Here is a 22,412-nt window from a genome sequence, read left to right as displayed (position 1 = left end):
AGATATATCAGGGGGGGCTGCGAGATATCTAGCCGGAAGACCCCGGAAGAAAGCTGGCAATGGCGGATCGAGATGGAAAGCCATTGCGCCTGGTGCAATCAGGGTGCTGTGCGGAACAGACTCATCTGATTGAGGTTACGATCCCGGAAGTTCGCCCTGGCGAGCAGCTTGCGGATCCCTTGCTCAGACATTCTGTATCGCTTCGCCAAGCCCGGAACTGTAGCCCCATTGCGGTGGGCGTCCAGTATCTCACGCTCGCGTGGGCTGAGCTTGAATGAGGCGTCCTGGGGAAAGTAGATGGTCTGGCCGCCCCAGTCTTCGGCCAAGGTGTCCGCCACCGCCGCGCCGATCTGCTCTGCGAAGTCGTCGCCGAGGCCGAGCGCACGCGCAGCCGTAGCCGCCGCCGAAGCGGCATTGGCCAAGAGCTCGTTGCGGCGGGCCTCCATCGACTTCATGCCGAAGGGGCCTCCCGCCGGGCGCGGCGATTGGCATCGATCTGAAGAGCGGCAATCACTTTGGACAACTGATCCGGGTTGCACCATTCCAGGCGTCCTACCTTGAACATGTGGCGGGCCACCGAATGGGCATATTCCCACTCGCGCCCCGAATCAGCCAACAGGGCTTCGATCTTGGACAGCTGAGGGGATAGGTCGCCCTTGGGGCGGCCTGCCCATCGTTTGGCTGCGTACGCCGCCTTGGCGGGAATTCCACCCAGGCGACGCAGCTCGTTGGCGATCGCATCGAGCTGCCGGCGATCGCACTTGCCGGCGCTTCGCTGGGCGGCCCCGTGCTCCTTGGAGACGCGCTCAACCAGGTCACGGTAGACGTCCTCGGGGAGGCCGAGCTTCTTGGCGCCGGCGTGGATCGCGGCCAGCACCCGGTTACGGCCGTCGCCGGCCTTGCGAACGCGCGTCATGCCTTGCTCCTTGCGCCCTGAGCGGTCCGGAGGGCGGTCTGCCATGCCGGCACTTCCTGACCGGCATGATCCAAGAGCCGCCGCAGCCCTTCGCGCGCACCAGGCACGATACGGCCGCCGTCCTTCAGGACGGCGGCCACCTGGGACTTCTTCGTCAGCGGATTGCGGCGGATCAGCGGCCCCTGGCTCGCGGCCAGCTCTGGCGGGAGCCGGAAAAGCGGGACGGTGTAGGTTGCCCGCATGGCCGGCCAGTGGCCGCGCTGGCTCTCACTGCCCATCTCCATGAGGTCCGCCGGCACTGCCCGCCGCAGTTCGCGGTCGGCGAAGAACGCTGGCGTCGAACCAGGCGGCATCAGGTAGCCAAGAACCGCATCCACCGCCGCTCGAACGGCTGAGCGTGACGGGCCGTTGGCCACGGCACGAGGCGCGGCCTTGTAGGCCCGCCATGCCGCGTCGTACACGGTCTCATCCATGAGACACCTCCACTTCCTCGACCTGCATGAGGCAGGAATCGAGATCGGGCCGGTCGTCCCAATCGACCAAGCGGATGCCGTGGGGCGACGGCCAGCCCTCCAGCTGATCGAACTCACGCTGCATACCCTCGGTCGAGTAGCTGGAGTTCACGTCCAGCACCCACCCCATGAACTCGGCACCCGCCATCCTGATGACGGCCAGTACCGCGTCGCCGTCGGCTTCTCCAAGGCGCTCATCGGCACCGGTCCAGAACTTGTTGATTTCCGTCGCCAGCTTCGGCGTCAAGATGCTGTGGTCGATCTCAAGCTGTACCTGGCCTTCGCCCCAGTCACGTTCAATCTTGTAGCGCTTGATGGTCATGCCGGGCCTCACGGGTTCGTTGAAAGGTGGAAGGCCTGTTCCAGCACCAGGAACAGGCGGCGAATCTCGCCGCTCTGCAGGGCAAAGCGGGCGTCGAACTCGGCGCGGCGGCCGTCGGCATCGGCCTGCTCCAGTTGGGAGAGCGCGCCGTCCAGGAACTTCAGCTTGCGCAACACCAGGTCATCGCCCAGCTCGAAGGACAGTGCGTCCTCCAGCACCAGGGCCAGCTTGGTGACCTGCTTGCCGGCATCCAGGTGCTTGTCGATCTCGTCGCTGCGCAGTTCCTGGTCGCTGCAGCGCACCTTGGCGCCACCCTCGACCGGATCGCGCAGCTCGGCGGACTCTCCAAGGGACAGTCCGTCCGGCAGCGCCTCGCCTGCGATCCAGCCGGTCAGGATCGAGCGCGGTGCCACCTGAGCATTCAGCGGGATTGCCGGGAAGCTGCCCAGCAGGCCACGGATATCGGACACGAAGGCCTCGCCCACCTTGCGGCTGGAGGTATCCACGGCCACATAGCCGTGGGTCAGGTCCAGGATCGCGTCGTGGCGAGTGTTCTTGACGAAGGCCTTGGGCAGCAGCTCGTGCAAGATGTCGTCCTTCATGCGCTTGCGCTCACGGCCACCCGGCCGACGCCCCTGTCCCTGTTCCATGACCTGAAGACGACTCTCCAGCGCACGGTTGACCACCGCGCTGGGCAGAATCTTGTCCTCGCCACCCACCGTCAGCCAGAGGAAGTCGCCCTGTCGGCACGACAGGCGCTCCTGCTCCTCGCGGCCGAAGGGGGAAATGAAGCCGCGCGAGTTCATTTCCAGCGGTCCAACCGGCTTCAGAACGCCATACGGCAGCACGGATTCGACTTCGGAGAAGTCAGTGCTGGTCGGAAAGCGGAACAGCACCAGGTTACGTACGAACATGGTCATTCTCCGAGGGATTGATGGAGTAACGGCCCTGCCACACCACCACCGGCGGATGGAGCAATAGCTTGAGAATGGCGTCGAGGGCCGCTTCCGCCTGTGCTTCACACTTCTCGGCCATGCCATGCCCGACCTGGCGAGCGATGGCCACGGCCACGTTCTGCTTTGTCTGCGGGTCGCGCAGGCCACAGATGAAGTCGAGTCCGTCCATTCGCCGGATCGTCTCGGCCGTGGTCGCAGCCATCGCGCCCACCGCCTGCTGAGCGCAGGGACCGCACATGGGCGACTCGGGCGCACCGGTGGGCATGTCGCAGTTGACGCACGCATGACGCGGCCCGGTGGTGGCCACCTCAGGGTCGGTGCGATCTTCGAAGAACAGCAGGGCCGGCTGCGAAATGTGCCGCTTCAGCCGCCAGGGGAACCCGTCGCCTCGGGCCTCGATGTACTGCAAAGCCAACTGGACACTGCCGCGAGCTGGCCCGCTTACGGAGCCGCAGGTCGAGTCGTAGCCGCGCACGCCATCCAGTTCAATGGACGGCGCGTGGATCTCCACGTTGGCACGTGCCGCCTGGTCGGCTATCAAGACAGCCAGGGCCAAGGCACGCACCGTCAGAGATCCGCGGACCCCGTCGATCCGGAAGGTACAGGTTTGCTGGAGCTGCGGCATGTCAGACCCCCGCCACGTCGAGGGAAATCGGCTGGTACTGACCCCGTGCATCGCGCTCGTAGAAGCGCACGTAGGTCTTGCTGCCCACCACCGTCACCGCATCACTGATCGCGGTCATTGCCCGCTGCCAGCGGGCGTCATCGAACTGCAGCCGGCGCAGTGACAGCACCTCTGCCGTCTTGATGCTGCCGTCCTGGCCCACCTTGAAGGCACTGTTGACCAGGGTGCGCAGCTCGGCGCGTGAGCCTTCGGTCCAGTCGTTCAGGCACTCATCGATGAGGGCCTTGGCGGCCTGCAGGCGCTCATCGAACTGGATGGTGTCCTGGCAGGCGCGCAGGATCTTGAAGCGGCCATCGTAGGAGTACAGGCTGACGTTGCCCTTGTCGCCGCCGATCTTGGCGCCGTACTGCTCGCCGCTGAGCTGCACGAACGCGCCGATATCGGCGAACGTATCCGCTTTGAAGGTGCGCAGGGCTTCGCGCAGCTGCAGGGCGCGCTGGATCTTCTCCTGCACCAGCTGGTCACGCGCCAGATCGATCGGCTTGATCTGTGCCTCGGGTACCAGCCGACCGTTACGGTCCTCGCGGTAGCCTTCGGGAATGGATGGGGTCATTGGGCGCCTCCTTGGGCGGCGGGGGTGACAAACGGTTGAGTGGGCCGAAGGACGTCGGGGACGCCTTCGACGTGGATAGGGCTGGTTGCGGTGAACCAGTCGGCGCGCCAGCGGCGGGCGGCATCCAGCGAGATGCCGAGCAGGCCGGAAATGCGCTGCGGGGTAAGCTGGCGCGGGTTCTGAGTACGAGCCCACAGCGCAAAGCGCATCGCGCGCAGGTGGTCGTAGCGCTGGCGGCCGGTGCGTGCCATCACTCCACCCCGCCGAAGATGCGATCGAAGTGGTTATGCAGCGAATCGACCAGGCGACCACCGAGGTAAGGCGGCAGCTCGCCTTCCAGATCCTCCTGGGACTGACACACGGTGCCGATGGAAGGCGTCAGCGGGTCTTTGTCGAAGGCGGGACCTTCGTAGCCCCCGGCAGCAGATCGGGCCTTCTGCGCCCCTGTCATACCCGGCCGGGTACCACGCACACGCTGCGCCTGCGCGGCCGCCAACGCCGCCTGGTCGATCTTCCAGTCGGGGTTGAGGCGGTAGTTGCGGGCCGGCCCTTCGCCGACGCGCAGGATCATTCCGCATCGCACCGCCTTGGCGACCGCGTTGGACACATAGCCGCGGTAGTGGAAGCCGTGCTCCATCACCCGATCGATCAGATCCGCAGAACGGACCACGCTGGCACCCAGTGACAGGGCGATAGCGTGCTGCATTGCGACGCTGGGGATGGCGCTCATGGCTGAACCACCTGCGGTTGGGTGATGCCGGCTTCCGTACGCGTCAGCACGATGACCGGTGCAGGGCTGGGCGTGGTGCGAGCGACCACGCAAACCACCGCGCGGTGCTTGCCGTCGACCTTGCTGCGGGCCTGGGCGTCTTCGATCGCCTTGGCCGAGTCGGTGAAGGTGTCGCCACCCACCCACTCAGCAGGGACCACCAGGAACTGGCCGCGCTCAGCCATGAGCCACCTCCCGCAGCACCGGAGGACGCTGGGTCCACTCCAGCTGCACGCCCTGGTACTCGGCGGCCATCACGCGGTCCTGCCCGCCGCTGCCGTTGGGCTGGCGGCGCTTGAGGTGGCCACCCACCATCGTGGGAGGGCGGTCCAGAATCAGCACCGCGCGACGGCCATTGCTGTGCAGGCCCAAGATCTCGATGCCGCTGTTCTCCAGCTCGCGGGCAGTGTTCGCGGCGGCATACAGCACATCGGAGTTACGTTCATGGTTCATGGTTGGATTCCTCGTCGGTAGCGGGCTTGTCCAGCCCGAGTTGTCCGTACAGATCCGGGAGCGCAACGCGCTTCATCGCGCTGACCTGCTCCAGGGAGGTCATGGCGCGCCCGACCAGGAAGGTGCAGGCGCGGTCCAGTTCGGCCGCACTGGCGGCAAGGTGGTAACCGTGAGCCGGGTGGGCGCAGATCGGGTGCCCCTCGCGCCGCAGCTGCTCGATGATCTGGCGCAGGCGGCGCTCGTCGGCGGTGCTGGTACGTGAGGTGATCTGCTGCACCAGGTCGCGGGCGGTGATGCCGTTGACGGCGCCGCGACGGCCCTGCAGCTGCAAAAGCACCGTCTGTGGGGACAGCTCTTGCGGTAGCAGGACCAGTTGCATATCAGATGGCCCCCCGATCAATGCCGGCGGCGATCGCCAGGTCCAGGATCTCGTCCAGTTCCAGTAGCCAGCGCTTGTCGGTGCTCTGCGAGATCACCAGCACGCCGCTGTGGATCCATACCTCGACCAGGTACTCACGCCTGGAGTCAGGGTCCTGCACCTGGACGGTTCCCACTCGCGATGCTGTTGGAAACATGTGGCAGTCCTGCACCAGCACCCCGATGGACTTCTTCCGCTGCGGGTGCTGGGCGCTGTGTCCGTTGCGGTTGCGCACCTGGCCAAGGCAACGCTGGAGAGTCGGAACGGCCATCATTCCTCCTCGTCGTCATCGCCGTCGCGCAGCTGGTCGACCAGCGCTCGCAGCTGCTGCAGGTTGAGGCTGTCCAGCAGCGAGGCCATGCTCTGGCCGTCGCGCCATTCGATGCCGGCACGGCGGAACAGGTCGCGGTGCATCACCGTTACCTGCCGGTCGGGCAGCTCGGCATCGCGCATCAAGTAGAAAGCGAAGCTGCGCAGGTACTGCGACCCAGAGGTGTTGAAATCAGTCATGAGCCACCCCTTCACGCCGCAGCACTTCAGCCGGCACATGGGCAGTGATGCGCTCCCAGTTGGTGCGCGGCACGATCACTACCTGCAGGATGTCCACGTTGATCGGCTCAGGCTTGTCCTGCATTTCGAATGGAATCAGGATGGCTTGGGTGGCGAACGGCCACACGTCGCCCTGCGGCGTCCTTACCATTGCTTCTACCGCCGGCCAGCCTTCAGTTCGAATGGCCATCTCACACCCCCCGCACGACGTCGGCGGTGACGGTCGGCACGCCCAGGTCAGCGGCGCGGTTCATCGCGGCGGTGAGCGCGTTCTGGACAGCCAGCGGGTAAAGCAGCGAGCCCGCACCGCGCGAGGGAACCAGCTTGGTGCGCAGCGCGTCGATGGCACTCTGTTCCACCACCTTGTCCAGCGGCACCTGGGCACGCTTGAAGCGGTGGGCCAGGTAGGCGCCCAGCTCATTGTCCAGCGGCGGCAGCGTGATGATTTCAATGCGCTGTACGACTTCGCGTACCTCCGGGTTGTGTTCGGAGAGCTTCACGCCCAGCTCGGGCTGGCCGATCAGGATCACCGACAGCAGCGGGCGCAGTCCGTCCTTCAGCTCGCGGAAGCGCTTGAGGTGCTTCAGGGTCGGCAGCGGCAGGCTGTGGGCCTCTTCAATCACCAGAACGTGGCTGTGACCGGCGCGGGCGCTGTCACGCAGCGATTCGTGCAGTTGGCGGAAGCGGGCTTCGGGGCTGCTCTTCGGCTTGGCCAGCGGCGCGACGGCGGCCATGATCGCCTCAGCGATGTGGTGGCTGCGCAGGGTCTTGCCGACCGCATCGCTGCCTTCGCTGGCCAGCACGTAGGGCTGGATCACGATGACCGCCTGCTCCTCGCGCTGGATGCGATCGACCAGGTCTTCGCGCAGCGTGCTCTTGCCGGCACCGCTCTCGCCGATCACCGCAGCGAAGCCGCCGTGCCGGGCCACCTGGTACATGCTCTCGCGGACATAGCGGATATCCGGGGAGAGGAACACCTCTTCGGCGCTGGCCGGATCGGCGAAAGGATTGGTGGTCAGGCCGAAGTGACGCTTGGCCTGTGGGGTCAATGCCTGAAAACGCAGTAGCATGGGATCTTCCTCGTCGTGAATGTCGTTGTCGTTATCGGTGTCTTGCGGTGGGGAAACCGGGGCCGGCGTGTTGGAGCACGTCGGCCCCTCCTTTTCATGCCAGTGGGCGTCGGTCACGCCGTGCTGGGTCAGGCAGGAACTGATGGCAGCGCGCACCGCTGCCGGATCGCAGCTGGTGGGCAGCTGGCCGTGATTGATCAGGGCATTGAGGGCCGGTCGGCTCAGGCCGGCGGCTGTGGCCAGCACGCCCTGCTTGATGCCGGCATCGGTGAGCAGGCGCTTCAGACGCAGCGTCATGCAGCACCTCCTTCCACCAGGCGCAGGCCGCCACGCTCAGGCGACGCCAAGGCCTGCGCCCAGGATTCGACCTGATCCACCGGCAGGCCTTCCGGCCAGCGCTGTGCGGTGCGGGCATAGTGGTCAGGCGACCAGGCCGAACCGGCTGCCTCCACCAGCGGTTTCAGGCGCATGGCCGCCTCCACATGGTTCAGTGGCGGCAGCTCGGCGCGGATCGGCGCAGGCTCGATGCGCTGGGCCGCCAGCACCTGTGGTGCATCGACCTGGGCGATGCGGCCCGAGCGCGGCAGGCTCGGCGTCACATTGGCTTCGCGCAGGTGCTTCATCGGATCCACCTGCCCCCCGAAGGCCACGCGCTTGGCCTTGCGTGCCACAGCGGCCTCAGCATCGGTGTGAACCTGCATGGCCAGCCGATCCAGTTCCTTGCGAGCTGCGTCGGCCGGCGTCTCCGGAGCGGTCCGGTACTCCGTGCCAACCCGGGCAGCGCTGTCCAGGAAGCCCCAGTCGTCGCGTCCGATGCGCGGTGCGATGTAGTGCACAGGCGCGCAGTCCTGTGTGCCCGGCATCAGCACGCGTACGCTGCCCTCCGGATCCAGAGCATTGACCACCACGTCTACGCGCTGACCGTTGATCAGTCCCGGCACCCCACGCACGTCGTACTGCTGTGCCCGGAAGCGGATCATGCAATCGCGTACGGTGCAGGCCTTGGGCGCGCTGGTGGCCAGCTGCCGCAGCACTTCCACGGCCGGTGCCAGGCGCAGCTGGTCCTGGGTGATGCGCAGCCACCCATCACGGCGCGTGTAGCCGGTGCGGCTGTGGATGCGGGTGGCGTTATAGGCCTGTGCCCACTGCTGGGCCAGGGTATTGATTTCCTCCAGACTGGTGACCGGTGCACGCAGCTTGAGCAGGGCCTCGAAGTGGGTTTCGATCAGGTAATTCGCGTTCTCGACCTGACCCTTGGCGCGTGCATTGCCGACTTCGTTGATGATCGTTTCGATGCCGCAGGCCGCCAGGAAGCTGCTGGTGCTGGTGGCCGTCATGGCACTGCCGGGATCCATCATCAGCAGCTTGGGAACGCCATGCATCGTGCCGATTTCGCGCCGTGTCATTGCGTGGATCAGGGCCGACAGCAGGTTGGCGCTGCTCTCGGCACCCAGCACGTAGAACAGCTCGATCGCACCGCTGGCGTGGTCGGTGATGGCATAGCGCCACAGGCGGCGTTCTGCGATCTTGGTGAAGTTGCCGGGCTTGCCGCGATAGAACTCGCGCTTGTCCATCACCCGCGTGCCGTCATCAGCCAGATAGAACTGGCGGCTGACCGAGGCGTCGATCTGCCACAGGTGATTGGGATGCGGGGAGGACAGCCGTGCAGCCGGTGTGGCCGCCGCCAGCTGGTCACGGTGGAAGCCGTAATGGCGGATGGCGCGACAGATCGCCGAGGTGCTCAGCGGGACAATCTCGCCCGTCGCCTTGTCCACGCGCATTGCCTCGATCCTGCCGTTGGCACGCAAGGCATCCACGGCCTCCTCGACCGGCAGCGCGCCGGTACCGGTCAGGCGACGGGTTTCCTCCACGATGGCCGCGATCGAGGCCGCTTCGTCACGGGTAAGTGACAGTTCGCCCGCATCGGACCTGCGTTTGCGGGGTTTGAGGGCCGCCGTCACCTTCGACAGGTGACGGTAGGCCGTCTGGACCGAGCATCCCAGCTGCTCGGCCAGCGCGGAGGCGATGCGCCCCTTGCTGCCGTGCGGCGCCGCCAGCAACTGGCTGGCCGCAGCCTGGATGAGGACCTCGGACACGTCAGATCCCCGCGTCGTTGGTGACAGGGATCGCGATGGCCAGTTCCTCATCGTCGCGGGCGATGCGCACCGAAGTGAGGAGGCGGCCGATCACGTCGCTCAGGAACCGCGCTGCATCTTCCTCGACGTGGTTGTCGCAGGCGAAGTCGGCCAGTGCTTGGATCGAGGCACGCAGGCCGCTGTTCGGGCTGCCGATGGCGGCCAACACGTTCTGCTCTGCCTCTGTGACCGACTTTTTGAGGGTGACCAGCTGCTCGTCAGGAGTGGCGGACTTCCAGCGACGCTGTGCCTTGAGGGTCTTTTCAGACTCTTTATTCAGATCCTCGCTCAACTTGTTGATGCGCTGATCTTTTGCGTCGGCATCTGCCCTGGATTCGCGCAAGGCGGCGCGCAACTGGCTGGCGCTCATGCGCTCCACATCGTCCACGGTGATGCCTGCAACCGAGTCGCCGGACTCCAGGGCTTGCAGGTCTTCGTCGTCCAGAACCGCCAGTTCCAGAACCTTTGCCTGGGTTCCCGCCGCCTTCAAAAGCGACATCGTGTCGCTTTTGGAGAATTTCAGCGCCACGCCCATCAGGCGTTGTGCTGCACGCGGGTGAATGTTTCGCGCTTGGAGCTGGCCTTCGAACTCTCCGTGCGCGGTCTGCTCTTTGATCAGGAGCAGGCCACGGCCCATTTCAAGAATGTCCTCCACTGAACGACGGTGGCGGTACTCCACCATGCTCCACAGCGAGTCAGTGTCCAAGGCGCCGACGTAGCCCAGCGTGGTCGCCAGGCTCTTCACCTGCGCCTCGGCCTGCGCCATGACCTGCAGTTCCTGGTTGCGCTCGACCAGCTTGCCCGTGTCCAGTTCCGTGCCTACCGGCTCGGCCTGCGCCAGCGGCTTGGCACCGCGCTTGGTGGGTTGCTTCTCTGCCATTTCGATCCTCGTCATCAGTTGGGGCTACGGCTGTAGCGGTTCTTGAAGTCGTCCAGCTGCCGTTCTTCACGGGCCACCTCGGCCTGATGGGCCAAGGCGATCTGGACAATTCGGGGGGACAGGCGCCAGTTGTCCTGGTCGAAGGGGGAGCGCTCGACCAGGCCGTCCTCGGCCAATCGCTGCAGGTTGCGCAGCGTGGTGCTGGGGGATTCGCCGATGCCGTCGGCAATGGGTTTCAGGCGCAAGCCGGTGCGGCTGTGCCCGGCCAAGGCGAACAGCAGGCGGGCGAAGATGCTTTGCTCACTCATGCCGCAGCTCCCTGCTGGCGGCGGGCCAGCTCCTTCAGGATGCGAGCGGCGCGGCGATCGGCCGCGTCCACGGCACCAGCCAGCGGCAGGGTGTGGGCCAGCGGCTCGTCCGATTCGACGGCGCACTGCCAGTTGTTCACAGCGGTGGCGTACTGGTCACGGGCCGAGGCAAGCAACAGCTCCAGTTCGCGGGTCGGGACTTCGTCCAGGGGGCGGCCGGCGGTGCTCATGCTGAGGCGCTCAGGCCTGCGGCCTTCAGCAGCCGGCGCCGCAGGGCCTGACCCTTCGGGCCATTCCAGCGTCCGATGAGGACGTCTCGGGCGTTCTGCGGCGGGACGCCGTTCTCCATGCACCAGCCGCGGAGACTGGTGCCCTTGCCAACGAAGGCGGTGCGGACCTTGAGGTGAAGATCCAGGCTGGGGGCGGGTTCGCTCATCGCGTGTATCCTTTGATCCTTGTTCCATTGGTTGGCTGCTTTGGGCGCTGCCAGTGGAAGTAATCATGGTACGGATTTCCGTGCCTGTCAACACATATGGCATGGAATTTCGTATGACGATCGGAACCCGTCTGAAGAGCGAGCGGGAACGCTTGGGCCTCACGCTGCCTGAGTTCGCAGAACTCGCTGGCGCGAAGAAGAACACCGTGATTGATTGGCAAAGAGATGCATCCAGCCCTCCTGCCGCCAAGCTGGCTGCGCTTGCTGATGCGGGAGTGGATCCGCTTTACGTGCTGACGGGGCAACGCAGCATCGCGCGCCCTGGCATGACGGACACTGAGATAGAGCAGTTCAATGACGTGGTGGATACGTTCTGGGCGCTGTCCGATCCCGGTCGCGTAATGGCCTTGAACATGCTGACTGCACTGCTGGCAAAGGAAACCCAAGAAGGGTCTTCTCGGGGACTGCGTAAGCCAAAGACCTGAGTCCGTAGATGACCTGCTGTTGAGCTTTAAAGGGCGCATTTTTCAATGCGCAGAATTCAAATCGGACAAGGAGGCGTCATGAAGAAGCTGGTTTTTTCGCTCGCGGTTCTGTTGGTCTTGCTCGGTGCAAAGGCGGTAATTGGCCAGGACTTCAAAGACCAGAATCTCAAGCATCTAGTCATCGGAAAAACAACGCTGAGCGAGGCGGCCGCCCTCTTGGAAGCGCCGCCACTGCGATCATCGGTTGGGGCAAGCGGCGCTACTGGCTACACCTGGCAATACATCCAGTCGAAAGCCAGTCTTTGGACTGGCAATGTGCGCAGCTCCAGTAAGCAGGTCATCCTGGTCTTCAATACGGATGGAACATTCCAGAGAATTTTCCAAATGGATGGCATCCAGCTCCCGCCTGAGGATCTCGAGAGGCTTTTCAGTCAGCCTGCTGCCGAGCACGCGCACAGGCAACAGAACCAAGTGAATTCACGAGCTGTTCCAGACTGACTCGGGGCGATCGAGATCTGACGGTCCGCCCGTTGTGATGTTGATCGCAATGAAAGGCCACACTCTCACGCGCGCGCGTGAGGTTCCTCGAAACCAGTTTCAAAGACGACGATCAGTCAAAGACTGAAACTCTGCCCATCGGTTTGGTGTGCGCATGGCGCACCTGGCCGACGGGCATCCTCGTCTGCCCGTCGGCCATCTTTCCCTGGAGATGGCGCATGGCAGCAGAGCAACCCGGTAACAAGGCACTGCCCATCGCGGGAGGAATGCTGGCGACCATGCTGGCGTTGTTGCTCGGGCTAGTACAGCCCTTTGAGGGCTACTCGGCCCAGCCCTACCGCGATGTAGTCGGCAAACTGACGGTTTGCTACGGCCATACGGCAAACGTCGAACAGCGCACCTACACCCGTGCCGAGTGCGAGCGCCTGCTCCAGTCGGACCTTGGTGTTGCCTGGAACACCGTGCAGAGCTGCATCAAGGTGCCGATGACGGACTACCAGGCAGCTGCCCTGACGTCGTTCGCATTCAACGTTGGCCCCGGCGGCGCTGGTGTCAAAGACGGCCTGTGCTCCCTGCGCAACGGCCAGCAGCCGCGCATCCGCGTCTACGCCAACCAGGGGCGCTGGGATCTGGCCTGTGCCCAGTTGAGCAACTGGGCCAATGCGGGGGGCAAGTCCTACAAGGGCCTGGAGCGCCGACGCACCGCTGAGCGCGCGATGTGCGAGGGCCGGTACTGATGATCCGCGCCCTGATCGCAACGGTCGCCCTGCTGCTGGTGCTCCTGCTGGTGGCCATTGCCGCAGCACTTCTCTACCGCGGCAATGCCCTGGATGCGCAGGCTCGTGACGCCACGGCGCAGCAGCGTCTGACCACGCTTGAATCGCAGCTTGAAGACGAGCGCAGCGCTCGTGGCATCGAGCACACCCAGGCCAAGGCGATGGCCCAGATCGGAGACGAACATGAAAATGATCGGGAGGCGTCCGCGTCCGTCCCTGCTGCCGTTGTGGCTGACGTGCGTACTGGCAATCTCAGGCTGCGCAACGACCTTGCCACCTGCCACACCGCCCGCTTGTCCGAAGCCGTCTCTGGCGCCGTCGAACGTGATGCGAGCGCCCAACTACGAGCAGAGGTCGCGGGCGATCTTGTTCGAGTCGGACGCGACGCCGACAACCACGTCCGGGCCTGCCAGCGCGTCATCGGTGTCCTCACCGGACAGCACCCTTCCGTCGAGGCCAACCCATGATCGTTGAAGTGCAGCCGCTCTACCTGGTGTGGTTCGCCGGCATCGGCATCACCCTGCTCGGCGGCCTGATCGCCGGCGGTCGCTGGCTGGTCAACCAACTGCAGCAACGCACTGATCAGCAGTTGGCCATCCTGATTAACGACAGCAAGCGCTGGCGCGAGGTTGAGAGCCACCTCACCGACTTCCGCCTGGAAGTTGCGAAGGAATACGTCCGCCGCGAGGACTATGCCCGCGGGCAGAGCGTCATCGAGGCAAAGCTCGATGCAGTGGCCTCGAAGATCACGAACATGCAAAGCAAGGGGAACACGCCGTGAGTCACGGAAATCAGGGCCCGGATCTGGGCAAATTGCGCCGGGAGCAGCTGCGCTGGCTGATGCTGCTGGTGCTGGATCGCTCTCGCCCGTATCCGATCGGCGAAGCCGTCTTGGCCGGCGCCGCCCAGGACATGTATCCCGATGCCACTGCGCTGGAGGTTCGCCGGGAGCTGGACTACCTGGACACCCGTCGCCTGATCGATATCACCAAATCCCCTTCGGGGCCGTGGTCGGCTGAGCTGACGCGCCACGGAGTGGACATTGTCGAGTACAGCATCGACTGCGGGCCGGGCATCGCGCGCCCACCGAAGTACTGGTGATCCCATGCCTCCCGTGAGCAAGATCGACCTATTGCCGGCCGAGGTACGCGACGAGCTGGATCGGCGCCTGGTCGCCAATGCCTTCGGCGGCAGCATCTCGCTGTCCGAATGGCTGGGCGAGCAGGGCTATGAGATCAGCAAGACCACCGTCAACGAGCGGGCCAAGCGGCTCAAGCGCCGCCTGGCCTCGATCAGTGCCAGCACCGAGGCCATGAAGCTGGTGGCCGAGCAGGCGCCGGATAATGCCGCCGAGCGCGGCAGTGCACTGCTGGGCCTGCTGCAGACCGACCTGTTCGAAGCGCTGCTGCAGTTCCAGGAAGCGGCCGACCAGGACGATGAGAGCATTTCCCCAGCCGATCGCATTGCGCTGTACAGCAAGGCGGCTAAGGCCATTGCAGAACTGACCCGCTCTTCCATCGTGCGCGAGAAATGGGCCGGCGAGATCCGCCAGAAGGCGCTGATCGACGCTGCCAGCCGGGTTGAGGAAGCGGCACGCGCACAGGGCCTGGACGCTGCCGGGGTGGATTTCTGGAAGAACCAAGTGCTGCATGGGGTCGGCTAAGTGAGCGCACTCGGTTCCCTGCCCGATACCGAGCGCATCCTGGACTGGGATGAGTTGCCCGAGAGCGTGCGCGCCATTTCGGCCAACTTCGACATCAGTAAGGCTGGCGTGCTGATGGCCCATCAGTCCGAATGGATCCGGATGCAGGAAGGGCTGGATATCGCGGTCTGCGAGAAGGGGCGCCGTACCGGCATCACCTTTGCCCAGGCCTTGGCCGACACCATCACTGCGGCTTCCGCTAAGGACGCCGGCGGCGACAACGTGTGGTATATGGCCGACACCAAGGAAAAGGGCCTGGAGTTCATTGGCTACGTGGCCAAGTTCGCGCCGATCATCGCTCGAGGCCAGGCCTCGCGGATCGAGCAGCATATCTTCCAGGACCAGCAGCCCGACGGCACCAGTCGGCAGATCCAGGCGTTCCGAGTTCGCTTCGCCAGTGGCTTCCGTATCACGGCACTGTCCTCGCGCCCGGAGAACATCCACGGCCTGCAGGGCGTGGTCGACCTGGACGAAGCGGCGCTGCACAAGGACGTGGCCAAGGTGCTCGAGTCGGCCACCGCGCTGCTGATCTGGGGTGGCCGCATCCGCGTGTGGTCCACCCACCGTGGCAAGAAGAACCCGTTCAATCAGCTGGTACAGGACGTCCAGGCAGGTCGCTACGGCAAGAAGGCCGGGGTCATCCGCATCAGCTTCGATGATGCGGTGTCCAATGGCCTGTACGAGCGGGTCTGCGCCATGCGTGGCAAGGTGGCCACCGCCGAGGGCAAAAAGGAGTGGTACACCGCCATCCGCTCGGCCTACGGCCCGCGCAAGGCCGCCATGCGCGAGGAGCTGGACGTCATCCCGCGCGATGGCGATGGCTCAGCCATCCCTTCGGTCTGGATCGATCGGGCCATGCCCGAGGTCCGGCCTGTGCTGCGCCTGGTCTTCGATGATGACTTCCCCAAGCGCTCTGAGAAGGAGCGCGAGATCTGGTGCTCGGTCTGGATTGCTACCACGTTGCTGCCAGTGCTCCGTGCTGCGGTGGCCGGGTTCACCGGGCGCTGGGCAATCGGCATGGACTTCGCGCGCCACCGTCACTTCTCGGTCATCAAGCCTGCCAAGGTCGGGCAGGATCTGCGCCGCGACGTGCCGTTCCTGATCGAGATGGCCAACGCGCCCACCCGCCAGCAGGAGCAGATCCTGTGGGCGCTGCTGGACGCGCTGAAGGAAGAATTCCCTGGTCGCTGGTCATTCGCCGGCGATGCCACTGGTCCCGGCCAGACCTTGATGGAGTACACCGGCGACCGCTACGGCCGGGCTGAGCTCGATACCGAGACGGGCCGCTACATCGGTGGCCCAATCCACGAGGTCACCCTGTCGCGCCCCTGGTACGGCGAATGGATGCCCAAGTACATCGCGCTGTTCGAAGACGGCTTCCTCAGCCTGCCCAGGGACGCGTCCCTGGAAGACGACCACCGCGCAGTGGAGTACGTCGACGGCATCCCGATGGTGCCGCGTCTGGAGCGCAAGGACCTGCAGGATCCGGAGCTGGTGCGCCACGGCGACGGCGCGATCGCCGGCGTGCTGATGCAGTTTGCCGCACTCAACCACGTCACCTCGGTGCCCATCGAGTTCCAGGCGGCCGGCGCGCGCGCCTACATCGGCGACGGCCGAGCAGACGGCGTGGCCACCGTCGTGACCGATGATGCCTTCGGCACGGTCAGCGGCGGCAATGATTTTGGAGGATATGCATGACCACCGCCCGCCCAGAGATCGGCCGCGAGATTGCCACCACTGCCGATGGCATCGACATCACCCGTGGTTACACCGGGCCACTGCTGCTGCCCTTTGACAGTGTCCTGCGCAACCGCGGCGGCTACGACCTTCAGATCTACGAACAGGTGCTGTCCGACCCGGAGGTGAAGACCACCTTCGGCTCTCGCCAGGATTCGGTGGTGGCCTGCGAATGGCAGGTGGAGCCCGGCGGCGAGAAGCGCATCGACCGCCAGGCGGCAGAGTATCTGCAGGAGCAGCTGCATGGCATCGGCTGGGACAACGTCACCCGCAAGATGCTCTTCGGCGTGTTCTACGGCTATGGCGTGGCGGAGATCCTGTACAAGGTCGACGGTACTCGCATCGGCCTGAAGGACATCAAGGTCCGTAACCGTCGGCGCTTCCGTTACGGCAAGGAAGGTGATCTGCGCCTGCTCACCCAGACCCAGATGACCGAGGGCGTGCCGGCGCACGCGCCCTATTTCTGGAACTTCTGCTCCGGTGCCGACCACGACGATGAGCCGTACGGCCTCGGCTTGGCGCACTGGCTGTACTGGCCGGTGCTGTTCAAGCGCAACGGGCTCAAGTTCTGGCTGATCTTCCTTGAGAAGTTCGGCATGCCCACCGCGGTGGGCAAGTACGACACCAACGCAACCGATCCGGAGAAGGCCAAGCTGCTGCAGGCCACCCGCGCGATCCAGACCGACAGCGGCATCATCATGCCCAAGGGAATGGAGCTGGCGTTGCTGGAGGCCGGACGTAGTGGCACGGCCGACTACAAGGCCCTGCAGGACTACATGGATGCCACCATCCAGAAGGTGGTGCTGGGCCAGACCGCCAGTACCCAAGGCACGCCAGGCAAGTTGGGCAACGACCAGCTGCAGCGCGAGGTGCGCCGCGACATCATCACCTCCGATGCCGACCTGGTGTGCGAGTCCTTCAACAAGGGGCCAGCGCGCTGGCTCACCGAATGGAACTTCCCTGGCGCGGCCATTCCTCGGGTCTATCGCGTCACGGAAGAGCCGGAGGATCTGGACGCTACCGCCAGCCGCGACAAGAAGATCCTCGACCTGGGCTACAAGCCCAAGCAGGTCTACATGGATCAGACCTATGGCGACAACTACGAGCCCGTCCGGGCGCCGCAGGATCCGCCTGCGGTACCGACGGCGATCGATGGCGCCCAGTTCGCCGACGCCGGCGGTGCGGTGATCAGCTTGCTGCGCAGGCACTATCCCGCCGCCTTTGCCGACGGCACCCCGAAGACGCCCGATCCCGCTGTCGAGCTGGGCCAGCAGCTCGATCGCCGGCTGTCGCCCATTGGTGCTGGATGGGTCGCGCAGATCCGCCAGCTGGTCGATGAGGTCGATTCGCTGGAGCAGTTGCGCGACCGGCTGTTCGAGCTGCATCCGAGTATGACCCTGGACGACTACGCCTCGGTGATGGCCGATGCGATGACGGCAGCGACGCTGGCTGGCCGTACAGACATCCAGGGCGCGGGAGACTGATCAATGGCCGGGGTCGCCTACGCTCAACTTCCGTTCCGGGAGCAGATCGAGTTCTTCCGTCGCAAAAAGAACGTGCTCACCGAGAGCTACCTCGACGTTTGGGAGTCGGAGCACGACTCCAGCTTCATGGTGGCCGGTGCGAACCGTGATGCTCTGCTGGCGGACTTCCGGCAATCCATCGATCGGGTCATTGCTGAGGGGCGGACTCTTCAGCAGTTCCGGGAGGACTTCGACCGGATCGTGGCCACGCATGGTTGGGACTACAACGGCGGTCGGAACTGGCGCTCACGGGTGATCTACGAGACCAACCTGCGTCAGAGCTACAACGCCGGACGCTGGGCCCAGCTGCAGCAGCTGATCAAGGTGCGGCCGTTCTGGCGCTACAACCACAACGACGCCGTCGAGCACCCTCGGCCGCTGCACGTGTCGTGGAATGGCCTGGTGCTGCGCCACGACGATCCGTGGTGGCGCTATCACTATCCAGCCAACGGCTGGGGCTGCCAGTGCTATGTCGATGCGCTCAACGAGCGCGACCTGCGCCGGTTGGGCAAGGATGGTCCTGACACGGCCCCCGAGATCGTGATGCAGTCGGTGACCATCGGGCAGCGCAGTCCTGGTGGGCCGCGCACTGTGCTGACGCCGGCAGGCGTCGATCCTGGGTTCGGCTACGCACCCGGCGCAACGGCCGATCACTGGCCCGGTGGGCGTGGTGGTCCGGTCACCCCGCCGTCATTGACTGGGCAACTGACCTCCGCTCTGCAGAACGCCCTGGAGACGGGAGCACGGTTGCCGGCGGCGCCAGCGGCTGCCAGCGCTGCTCAGGCCTTGGCGCGGCCGCGCGCCAGGGATGCGCTGCAGGCCGGCTATGCCAGCTGGCTGACCAGCATTGATGCCGATGCTGCCCACGCTGCCCGCTACCTGGCCGGAGCACTGTCGCCCGGACTGGTTTCGCAGCTGCAGCGTGCCGCCGTTCGCCCAGCGACGGCGGCCTTTGCTGTGTTGGCCGACCAGCTCCCCATCACTCGACCTGGCGCGGTGGCCATCGCCGCAGCCGAGCTGCCCATCCGCCTTCTCGATGCGGTGGCCATCCTGCTGGACGCTGCCGCAGGCCGCTTGCGCTATGTGCTGGCGGTGGGGCGTCCTGCCTTCATGGTGGTCGATGTGGCCATCTCGGAAACGGGCGTCAGCACGGTGCAGTCCCAGCTGCAGATGCTGATGCCCGCCGAACTCCAGCGCGGCGTTGCCGATGGCACGCTGCAGCTGCTGCAGGGAGAGATCTGATGGCGCAGTTTGAAGTCACCCTTGATTCGGCAACACCTGGTCTGGCCGATGCGCTGCGGCAGCTGGAGGGCGAGGCGCGCCAACTGATCTTGAAGGACTGGGGCGAGTACCTGCTGAGGTCCACGCGCGAGCGGGCCGCAAAGGAGCGGGACCCGACTGGACGTCGATGGCGCGCGCTTGAGCCCAGCTACAAACGCTGGAAACAGAAGAAGCGCCCCGGCGTGCCGATTCTGAAGTTCGATTTCCACATGCTCGGTGACATGGCTTCATGGCAAACGGACGGGAACGATGCCGTCCTGGTCGGTACCAATGCACCCTATGGCGCCATCCACCAATTCGGCGGCACCATCCAACGCGCCGCGCGTCCGGCCAATATCCACCTGAAGACGGGTAAGGGCGGCAGCCGGTTCGTCAAAGCCAGTCGTAGGAACGCGCGCTACAAGCGCTCGGTCACAATGCCCTCGTACACGAACACCATCGCTGCTCGTCCGTGGCTTGGTGTCAGTCGCGAGGATGAGAAGGAGTTGCTGGATATCGCCCAGGATCACGTGAGCGGCGCCTTCGAGTGATCATCGCGCAGGAGGCGCTGTGTACGCCTCCATGCTGGGGTCGCCACACTCGGACGTCATCGGCGGCTGCTTGGTGTCTGACACGCCTCTGAAGGCCACGTCGGCGCCTGCATCCGCGCAACAAGATCACTGCACGCGGATCGTCCATCTCTGTTAGACGTTTCTTGCAGGATGCGGTCCCAATGCGTGAGACGGCACTGCGGGAAAACTGGCGACATGAACCAATCTGTCGCTGCCCGGGAAAGTTGGAAACCAGTTTCAAAGACAGCGTGTTCTGACGCGGGAAAACTGGCGGCATGAACCAGCCCGCCGCCACCCTGCAGATCTTCAAAGCCGGCACGCACGTTGCCGAAGACGGCCGCACGCTGACCTTCAGCGAAGCGGATGTGCAGCAGATCGCCGATAGCTACGATCCGGCACTGCATGAAGCACCCATCGTGGTGGGCCATCCCAAGACCGACGATCCGGCCTATGGCTGGGGCAAAACCCTTCAGGCCAAGGACGGCCTCCTGATGGCCGAACCGCATCAGGTCGATCCTGCGTTCGCGGAGCTGGCCAACAACGGTCGCTTCAAGAAGATCAGCGCTTCGATCTTCATGCCCGATTCGCCGGGCAACCCGACGCCGGGCAAGTACTACCTGCGCCACATCGGCTTCCTGGGCGCGCAGCCGCCGGCAGTGAAAGGGCTCAAGTCGGCCTCGTTCGCTGAGGGCGACGATGCCGCCTGCTTTGCCATGTCGCTGGCCCCGCTGGGCTGGACGCTGACGGATCTGTTCCGCCGCTTCCGCGACTGGCTGATCGACACCCAAGGCCTTGAGACGGCCGACCAGGTCATTCCCGACTGGCAGATCCGTGGGATCGAGAGCAGCACACGCGATGACGACGGAGCGCGCAACTCGGCCCTCTTTGCGTCGCCATTGCTCACCCAGTTCCCGCGCAGCGCCATCGGCGCGCCTGCGCTCATTCCGGCAACGCCTCCTACTCGTGAACAGGTCAAATCGGAGATCGACCCCATGTCCCAGCAGAACAACCCCGAGCACGCCCAGCGCCAGCAGCAGCTCGACCAGCAGGCTTCCACCCTGGACGCTCGCGAGAAGGCCCTCGCTGCCCGTGAGCAGGCGGCCCGACGCGAAGACGCGGTGGCGTTCGCCGAAGGCCTGGTGAAGGAAGGCAAGCTGCTGCCCCGTCAGCAGCCGGCGGTGGTGGAGCTGCTGCTGGCCCAGCCCAATGGCAAGGAACCGCTGAACTTCGCCGAGGGCGAAACGACGGTGTCCAAGCCAGCTGAGTCGGTCCTGCGCGAGCTGCTGACCAGCCTGCCCAAGGCAGTGGACTTCGGCGAGAAGTCCGGTGGCGACGCACCCAACGCAGCGGCGAACTTCGCCGCGCCCCCGGGCACGCATGTCGATGCTGGCCGCGCGGATCTGTTCAACCAGGCCAAGGCCTACCAGCAGCAGCACCCCGGCACGTCCTGGGCGGCTGCAGTCGCCGCGGTCGGCGGCTGACCTTCCCATCCAGGAGCCCACCATGTCCCAGAACATCGCTCTGCTCACGCTGTCCGTGCTGGCCGCGGCAGCCCTCACCCACAACCGCTTCGTCTCGCCGACCGGTGAAGTCGCCGCTGCCGGCGGCAACGCCTGCGGGGTTGCGCGCTCGGATGCCGCCGTCGGGCAGTTGGCGCCGGTCGACGTCTTGGGCACCACGCAAGTGACCGCAGGTGGCGCAATCGCTGCCGGCGCCGCCCTCCAGGTGGGTGCCGATGGCAAGGCCATCACCGCCGACGCCGGCAAGGTCGTTGCCCGTGCGGCGCCTGGCGCCACGGCCACCGCCGATGGCGATGTCCTCGAAGTGATCCTCATCCCGAACTGACCGGCTAGTGCCGTAGGAGATTTAAATGTCTGGACAAATGACCCCCGGCCAGGTTCGCGTCGTTGACCCGATCCTTTCCGAACACGCCCGTGGCTACCGCCAGGCGCAGCTCGTGGCCACCGCGCTCTTCCCCTTCGCCGACGTCGCCGCCTATGGCGGCCAGGTGATCGAGTTCGGCAAGGAGTCCTTCAAGATCTACAACGCCAAGCGTGCCCCCGGTGCCAATACCAAGCGCATCCGCTTCGGCTATGAGGGCAAGCCGTACGCCATCGTCCCGAGCGCACTGGAAGCGCCGGTGCCGCGTGAACATATGCGAGATGCAAGCCAGGTGCCGGGGATCAACCTGAGCACCCGGGCCGTGAACATCGTGCTGCGCTCGCTGCTGCTGGAGTACGAGGTGGACAGCGCCAAGATCGCCACCAATGCAGCCAACTACGACAACGACCACAAAGTCGCGCTGGCTGGCAACAACGTGTGGTCCAACGCTGCTTCGAATCCTGCGCAGGACGTCGAAACCGGCAAGGAAGCTGTGCGTGACAGCATCGGTCTGTATCCCAACACCATGCTGTTGTCTGCCAAGGCGTTCAAGCAGCTCAAGCAGCATCCAAAGCTGATTGATCGCTCGGCCAGCACCGGCATTCGCAAGGTCACCTTGGATCTGCTCAAGCAGGTTTTCGAGATCGACAACATCGTCGTCGGCGGCGGTGTGGTGGCCGATGACAATGGCGCATTCGGTGATGTCTGGGGTACTTCGGCTGTTCTGGCCTACGTCAGCCCTGGCGCTGACGTGAACGCCAACGTCGAGGAGCCCAGCTACGGCTATGGCTATCGCATCGAAGGCATGCCCCTGGTCGAAGTTCCCTACTGGGACAACAGTGCCAAGAGCTGGATCTACGGGGTCAGCAACGATGCCACCCCGGTCCTGGCAGGCATGGCCGCCGGCTATCTGATCAGCGGCGCAGGCAACTGATGACCGGCGCCGGCGAAGGATAGTCGGCGCAGTTGCCGCCTTACCCGTACAACCCAGCGAGCGGCAGCACCAGGCAAACGCG

At 65.0% G+C, this 22,412-nt stretch carries 35 protein-coding genes; 14 read left to right on the top strand and 21 right to left on the bottom strand.

The features are described 5' to 3' along the window. Positions 1 to 98: 98 nt before the first annotated feature. The 21 genes from ROV93_RS18305 to ROV93_RS18205 form a co-directional block, all read right to left on the bottom strand. Positions 99 to 455, bottom strand: a complete 357-nt coding sequence (locus tag ROV93_RS18305) for a Mor transcription activator family protein (protein ID WP_152907779.1) — start codon at positions 453 to 455, stop codon at positions 99 to 101. Next, positions 452 to 916, bottom strand: a complete 465-nt coding sequence (locus ROV93_RS18300) for a regulatory protein GemA (protein WP_180859039.1) — start codon at positions 914 to 916, stop codon at positions 452 to 454. The genes ROV93_RS18305 and ROV93_RS18300 overlap by 4 nt, the downstream gene beginning before the upstream one ends. Next, a complete protein-coding gene (locus ROV93_RS18295) occupies positions 913 to 1,389 on the bottom strand; it encodes a hypothetical protein (RefSeq protein WP_312540682.1) in 477 nt (158 codons plus the stop codon). Before ROV93_RS18295 ends, ROV93_RS18300 begins: the two co-directional genes overlap by 4 nt. Next, positions 1,382 to 1,750 carry a DUF2528 family protein gene (locus ROV93_RS18290; RefSeq protein ID WP_180859037.1) on the bottom strand — a complete coding sequence of 123 codons (369 nt, stop codon included), beginning with the start codon at positions 1,748 to 1,750 and terminating at the stop codon, positions 1,382 to 1,384. The genes ROV93_RS18295 and ROV93_RS18290 overlap by 8 nt, the downstream gene beginning before the upstream one ends. An 8-nt stretch (positions 1,751 to 1,758) precedes the next feature. After that, positions 1,759 to 2,664 carry a recombination-associated protein RdgC gene (locus tag ROV93_RS18285; RefSeq protein WP_180859036.1) on the bottom strand — a complete coding sequence of 302 codons (906 nt, stop codon included), beginning with the start codon at positions 2,662 to 2,664 and terminating at the stop codon, positions 1,759 to 1,761. After that, a complete protein-coding gene (locus ROV93_RS18280; protein WP_180859035.1) occupies positions 2,651 to 3,331 on the bottom strand; it encodes a hypothetical protein in 681 nt (226 codons plus the stop codon). The genes ROV93_RS18285 and ROV93_RS18280 overlap by 14 nt, the downstream gene beginning before the upstream one ends. 1 nt (position 3,332) lies before the next feature. Next, a complete protein-coding gene (locus ROV93_RS18275; protein WP_049397738.1) occupies positions 3,333 to 3,944 on the bottom strand; it encodes a DUF3164 family protein in 612 nt (203 codons plus the stop codon). Continuing rightward, positions 3,941 to 4,195 carry a hypothetical protein gene (locus ROV93_RS18270; RefSeq protein WP_049397737.1) on the bottom strand — a complete coding sequence of 85 codons (255 nt, stop codon included), beginning with the start codon at positions 4,193 to 4,195 and terminating at the stop codon, positions 3,941 to 3,943. The genes ROV93_RS18275 and ROV93_RS18270 overlap by 4 nt, the downstream gene beginning before the upstream one ends. Beyond that, a complete protein-coding gene (locus tag ROV93_RS18265) occupies positions 4,195 to 4,674 on the bottom strand; it encodes a hypothetical protein (RefSeq protein WP_049442575.1) in 480 nt (159 codons plus the stop codon). The genes ROV93_RS18270 and ROV93_RS18265 overlap by 1 nt, the downstream gene beginning before the upstream one ends. Continuing rightward, positions 4,671 to 4,898 carry a hypothetical protein gene (locus tag ROV93_RS18260; RefSeq protein WP_049397735.1) on the bottom strand — a complete coding sequence of 76 codons (228 nt, stop codon included), beginning with the start codon at positions 4,896 to 4,898 and terminating at the stop codon, positions 4,671 to 4,673. Before ROV93_RS18260 ends, ROV93_RS18265 begins: the two co-directional genes overlap by 4 nt. Beyond that, complete coding sequence (locus ROV93_RS18255) at positions 4,891 to 5,166, bottom strand: hypothetical protein (RefSeq protein ID WP_024957595.1); 276 nt, start codon at positions 5,164 to 5,166, stop codon at positions 4,891 to 4,893. The genes ROV93_RS18260 and ROV93_RS18255 overlap by 8 nt, the downstream gene beginning before the upstream one ends. Further along, complete coding sequence (locus ROV93_RS18250) at positions 5,156 to 5,545, bottom strand: hypothetical protein (protein ID WP_180859034.1); 390 nt, start codon at positions 5,543 to 5,545, stop codon at positions 5,156 to 5,158. The genes ROV93_RS18255 and ROV93_RS18250 overlap by 11 nt, the downstream gene beginning before the upstream one ends. Before the next feature lies 1 nt (position 5,546). Then, positions 5,547 to 5,705 carry a hypothetical protein gene (locus tag ROV93_RS18245; RefSeq protein WP_158233997.1) on the bottom strand — a complete coding sequence of 53 codons (159 nt, stop codon included), beginning with the start codon at positions 5,703 to 5,705 and terminating at the stop codon, positions 5,547 to 5,549. Between the two features lie 149 nt (positions 5,706 to 5,854). After that, entirely contained in the window at positions 5,855 to 6,094 is a 240-nt protein-coding gene (locus tag ROV93_RS18240) for a hypothetical protein (RefSeq protein ID WP_180859033.1), read from the bottom strand. Then, positions 6,087 to 6,284, bottom strand: a complete 198-nt coding sequence (locus ROV93_RS18235) for a hypothetical protein (RefSeq protein WP_197618497.1) — start codon at positions 6,282 to 6,284, stop codon at positions 6,087 to 6,089. Before ROV93_RS18235 ends, ROV93_RS18240 begins: the two co-directional genes overlap by 8 nt. 40 nt (positions 6,285 to 6,324) lie before the next feature. Further along, complete coding sequence (locus tag ROV93_RS18230; protein WP_180859031.1) at positions 6,325 to 7,500, bottom strand: AAA family ATPase; 1,176 nt, start codon at positions 7,498 to 7,500, stop codon at positions 6,325 to 6,327. After that, positions 7,497 to 9,299 (bottom strand): DDE-type integrase/transposase/recombinase, encoded by a 1,803-nt coding sequence (locus tag ROV93_RS18225; protein ID WP_180859030.1) that lies wholly within the window; start codon positions 9,297 to 9,299, stop codon positions 7,497 to 7,499. Before ROV93_RS18225 ends, ROV93_RS18230 begins: the two co-directional genes overlap by 4 nt. A 1-nt stretch (position 9,300) precedes the next feature. Next, positions 9,301 to 10,233: a hypothetical protein gene (locus tag ROV93_RS18220; RefSeq protein WP_180859029.1), complete on the bottom strand. Its 933-nt coding sequence runs from the start codon at positions 10,231 to 10,233 to the stop codon at positions 9,301 to 9,303. After that, the gene (locus tag ROV93_RS18215; RefSeq protein WP_008267142.1) at positions 10,233 to 10,526 is read right to left on the bottom strand and encodes a helix-turn-helix domain-containing protein; all 294 of its coding nucleotides are present in this window, start codon (positions 10,524 to 10,526) and stop codon (positions 10,233 to 10,235) included. The genes ROV93_RS18220 and ROV93_RS18215 overlap by 1 nt, the downstream gene beginning before the upstream one ends. Next, a complete protein-coding gene (locus ROV93_RS18210; RefSeq protein WP_180859028.1) occupies positions 10,523 to 10,756 on the bottom strand; it encodes a hypothetical protein in 234 nt (77 codons plus the stop codon). Before ROV93_RS18210 ends, ROV93_RS18215 begins: the two co-directional genes overlap by 4 nt. Beyond that, on the bottom strand, positions 10,753 to 10,962 hold the full coding sequence (locus ROV93_RS18205) for a hypothetical protein (RefSeq protein WP_024957605.1): 210 nt from the start codon (positions 10,960 to 10,962) through the stop codon (positions 10,753 to 10,755). Before ROV93_RS18205 ends, ROV93_RS18210 begins: the two co-directional genes overlap by 4 nt. A gap of 113 nt (positions 10,963 to 11,075) precedes the next feature. Between ROV93_RS18205 and ROV93_RS18200 the strand changes: the two genes are divergently transcribed. From ROV93_RS18200 to ROV93_RS18135, 14 genes are all read left to right on the top strand, one after another. Then, positions 11,076 to 11,447 carry a helix-turn-helix domain-containing protein gene (locus tag ROV93_RS18200; protein ID WP_024957606.1) on the top strand — a complete coding sequence of 124 codons (372 nt, stop codon included), beginning with the start codon at positions 11,076 to 11,078 and terminating at the stop codon, positions 11,445 to 11,447. A gap of 78 nt (positions 11,448 to 11,525) precedes the next feature. Continuing rightward, positions 11,526 to 11,945, top strand: coding sequence for a hypothetical protein (locus ROV93_RS18195; protein ID WP_049403063.1), 420 nt, complete (start codon positions 11,526 to 11,528; stop codon positions 11,943 to 11,945). A 77-nt stretch (positions 11,946 to 12,022) separates the two neighbouring features. Beyond that, positions 12,023 to 12,682, top strand: coding sequence for a lysozyme (locus ROV93_RS18190; RefSeq protein ID WP_312540655.1), 660 nt, complete (start codon positions 12,023 to 12,025; stop codon positions 12,680 to 12,682). Beyond that, a complete protein-coding gene (locus tag ROV93_RS18185) occupies positions 12,682 to 13,188 on the top strand; it encodes a lysis system i-spanin subunit Rz (protein ID WP_180859026.1) in 507 nt (168 codons plus the stop codon). Before ROV93_RS18190 ends, ROV93_RS18185 begins: the two co-directional genes overlap by 1 nt. Further along, entirely contained in the window at positions 13,185 to 13,502 is a 318-nt protein-coding gene (locus ROV93_RS18180) for a hypothetical protein (RefSeq protein WP_049397725.1), read from the top strand. The genes ROV93_RS18185 and ROV93_RS18180 overlap by 4 nt, the downstream gene beginning before the upstream one ends. Beyond that, entirely contained in the window at positions 13,499 to 13,822 is a 324-nt protein-coding gene (locus ROV93_RS18175; RefSeq protein ID WP_024957611.1) for a hypothetical protein, read from the top strand. Before ROV93_RS18180 ends, ROV93_RS18175 begins: the two co-directional genes overlap by 4 nt. 13 nt (positions 13,823 to 13,835) lie before the next feature. Next, positions 13,836 to 14,384 (top strand): phage protein Gp27 family protein, encoded by a 549-nt coding sequence (locus tag ROV93_RS18170; protein WP_049397724.1) that lies wholly within the window; start codon positions 13,836 to 13,838, stop codon positions 14,382 to 14,384. Beyond that, complete coding sequence (locus tag ROV93_RS18165) at positions 14,385 to 16,121, top strand: hypothetical protein (protein ID WP_180859025.1); 1,737 nt, start codon at positions 14,385 to 14,387, stop codon at positions 16,119 to 16,121. Next, complete coding sequence (locus tag ROV93_RS18160) at positions 16,118 to 17,644, top strand: DUF935 family protein (protein WP_279923409.1); 1,527 nt, start codon at positions 16,118 to 16,120, stop codon at positions 17,642 to 17,644. Before ROV93_RS18165 ends, ROV93_RS18160 begins: the two co-directional genes overlap by 4 nt. A 3-nt stretch (positions 17,645 to 17,647) precedes the next feature. Then, positions 17,648 to 18,925: a phage minor head protein gene (locus ROV93_RS18155; protein ID WP_312540648.1), complete on the top strand. Its 1,278-nt coding sequence runs from the start codon at positions 17,648 to 17,650 to the stop codon at positions 18,923 to 18,925. Next, on the top strand, positions 18,925 to 19,494 hold the full coding sequence (locus tag ROV93_RS18150) for a phage virion morphogenesis protein (protein ID WP_180859023.1): 570 nt from the start codon (positions 18,925 to 18,927) through the stop codon (positions 19,492 to 19,494). The genes ROV93_RS18155 and ROV93_RS18150 overlap by 1 nt, the downstream gene beginning before the upstream one ends. 296 nt (positions 19,495 to 19,790) lie before the next feature. Continuing rightward, positions 19,791 to 20,996: a hypothetical protein gene (locus ROV93_RS18145; protein WP_057503422.1), complete on the top strand. Its 1,206-nt coding sequence runs from the start codon at positions 19,791 to 19,793 to the stop codon at positions 20,994 to 20,996. A 22-nt stretch (positions 20,997 to 21,018) separates the two neighbouring features. Beyond that, on the top strand, positions 21,019 to 21,360 hold the full coding sequence (locus tag ROV93_RS18140) for a capsid cement protein (RefSeq protein ID WP_024957618.1): 342 nt from the start codon (positions 21,019 to 21,021) through the stop codon (positions 21,358 to 21,360). Between the two features lie 25 nt (positions 21,361 to 21,385). Further along, a complete protein-coding gene (locus ROV93_RS18135; RefSeq protein WP_024957619.1) occupies positions 21,386 to 22,330 on the top strand; it encodes a hypothetical protein in 945 nt (314 codons plus the stop codon). The last annotated feature ends 82 nt before the right edge of the window (positions 22,331 to 22,412 follow it).

The sequence above is a fragment of the Stenotrophomonas maltophilia group sp. msm4 genome (assembly GCF_032025605.1).
In the GTDB taxonomy this organism is placed as follows: domain Bacteria; phylum Pseudomonadota; class Gammaproteobacteria; order Xanthomonadales; family Xanthomonadaceae; genus Stenotrophomonas; species Stenotrophomonas sepilia.
The sequence above is the reverse complement of the archived record's forward strand: the minus strand, read 5'-3'. Positions and strand labels throughout refer to the sequence as shown.

Excerpts from the sequence above, each read along its gene's own strand:
- ROV93_RS18305 (WP_152907779.1), bottom strand. The coding sequence starts at position 455 with ATGAAGTCGATGGAGGCCCGCCGCAACGAGCTCTTGGCCAATGCCGCT.
- ROV93_RS18300 (WP_180859039.1), bottom strand. The coding sequence starts at position 916 with ATGACGCGCGTTCGCAAGGCCGGCGACGGCCGTAACCGGGTGCTGGCC.
- ROV93_RS18295 (WP_312540682.1), bottom strand. The coding sequence starts at position 1,389 with ATGGATGAGACCGTGTACGACGCGGCATGGCGGGCCTACAAGGCCGCG.
- ROV93_RS18290 (WP_180859037.1), bottom strand. The coding sequence starts at position 1,750 with ATGACCATCAAGCGCTACAAGATTGAACGTGACTGGGGCGAAGGCCAG.
- ROV93_RS18285 (WP_180859036.1), bottom strand. The coding sequence starts at position 2,664 with ATGTTCGTACGTAACCTGGTGCTGTTCCGCTTTCCGACCAGCACTGAC.
- ROV93_RS18280 (WP_180859035.1), bottom strand. The coding sequence starts at position 3,331 with ATGCCGCAGCTCCAGCAAACCTGTACCTTCCGGATCGACGGGGTCCGC.
- ROV93_RS18275 (WP_049397738.1), bottom strand. The coding sequence starts at position 3,944 with ATGACCCCATCCATTCCCGAAGGCTACCGCGAGGACCGTAACGGTCGG.
- ROV93_RS18270 (WP_049397737.1), bottom strand. The coding sequence starts at position 4,195 with ATGGCACGCACCGGCCGCCAGCGCTACGACCACCTGCGCGCGATGCGC.
- ROV93_RS18265 (WP_049442575.1), bottom strand. The coding sequence starts at position 4,674 with ATGAGCGCCATCCCCAGCGTCGCAATGCAGCACGCTATCGCCCTGTCA.
- ROV93_RS18260 (WP_049397735.1), bottom strand. The coding sequence starts at position 4,898 with ATGGCTGAGCGCGGCCAGTTCCTGGTGGTCCCTGCTGAGTGGGTGGGT.
- ROV93_RS18255 (WP_024957595.1), bottom strand. The coding sequence starts at position 5,166 with ATGAACCATGAACGTAACTCCGATGTGCTGTATGCCGCCGCGAACACT.
- ROV93_RS18250 (WP_180859034.1), bottom strand. The coding sequence starts at position 5,545 with ATGCAACTGGTCCTGCTACCGCAAGAGCTGTCCCCACAGACGGTGCTT.
- ROV93_RS18240 (WP_180859033.1), bottom strand. The coding sequence starts at position 6,094 with ATGACTGATTTCAACACCTCTGGGTCGCAGTACCTGCGCAGCTTCGCT.
- ROV93_RS18235 (WP_197618497.1), bottom strand. The coding sequence starts at position 6,284 with ATGGTAAGGACGCCGCAGGGCGACGTGTGGCCGTTCGCCACCCAAGCC.
- ROV93_RS18230 (WP_180859031.1), bottom strand. The coding sequence starts at position 7,500 with ATGACGCTGCGTCTGAAGCGCCTGCTCACCGATGCCGGCATCAAGCAG.
- ROV93_RS18220 (WP_180859029.1), bottom strand. The coding sequence starts at position 10,233 with ATGACGAGGATCGAAATGGCAGAGAAGCAACCCACCAAGCGCGGTGCC.
- ROV93_RS18215 (WP_008267142.1), bottom strand. The coding sequence starts at position 10,526 with ATGAGTGAGCAAAGCATCTTCGCCCGCCTGCTGTTCGCCTTGGCCGGG.
- ROV93_RS18210 (WP_180859028.1), bottom strand. The coding sequence starts at position 10,756 with ATGAGCACCGCCGGCCGCCCCCTGGACGAAGTCCCGACCCGCGAACTG.
- ROV93_RS18205 (WP_024957605.1), bottom strand. The coding sequence starts at position 10,962 with ATGAGCGAACCCGCCCCCAGCCTGGATCTTCACCTCAAGGTCCGCACC.
- ROV93_RS18200 (WP_024957606.1), top strand. The coding sequence starts at position 11,076 with ATGACGATCGGAACCCGTCTGAAGAGCGAGCGGGAACGCTTGGGCCTC.
- ROV93_RS18195 (WP_049403063.1), top strand. The coding sequence starts at position 11,526 with ATGAAGAAGCTGGTTTTTTCGCTCGCGGTTCTGTTGGTCTTGCTCGGT.
- ROV93_RS18185 (WP_180859026.1), top strand. The coding sequence starts at position 12,682 with ATGATCCGCGCCCTGATCGCAACGGTCGCCCTGCTGCTGGTGCTCCTG.
- ROV93_RS18180 (WP_049397725.1), top strand. The coding sequence starts at position 13,185 with ATGATCGTTGAAGTGCAGCCGCTCTACCTGGTGTGGTTCGCCGGCATC.
- ROV93_RS18160 (WP_279923409.1), top strand. The coding sequence starts at position 16,118 with ATGACCACCGCCCGCCCAGAGATCGGCCGCGAGATTGCCACCACTGCC.
- ROV93_RS18155 (WP_312540648.1), top strand. The coding sequence starts at position 17,648 with ATGGCCGGGGTCGCCTACGCTCAACTTCCGTTCCGGGAGCAGATCGAG.
- ROV93_RS18150 (WP_180859023.1), top strand. The coding sequence starts at position 18,925 with ATGGCGCAGTTTGAAGTCACCCTTGATTCGGCAACACCTGGTCTGGCC.
- ROV93_RS18145 (WP_057503422.1), top strand. The coding sequence starts at position 19,791 with ATGAACCAGCCCGCCGCCACCCTGCAGATCTTCAAAGCCGGCACGCAC.
- ROV93_RS18140 (WP_024957618.1), top strand. The coding sequence starts at position 21,019 with ATGTCCCAGAACATCGCTCTGCTCACGCTGTCCGTGCTGGCCGCGGCA.
- ROV93_RS18135 (WP_024957619.1), top strand. The coding sequence starts at position 21,386 with ATGTCTGGACAAATGACCCCCGGCCAGGTTCGCGTCGTTGACCCGATC.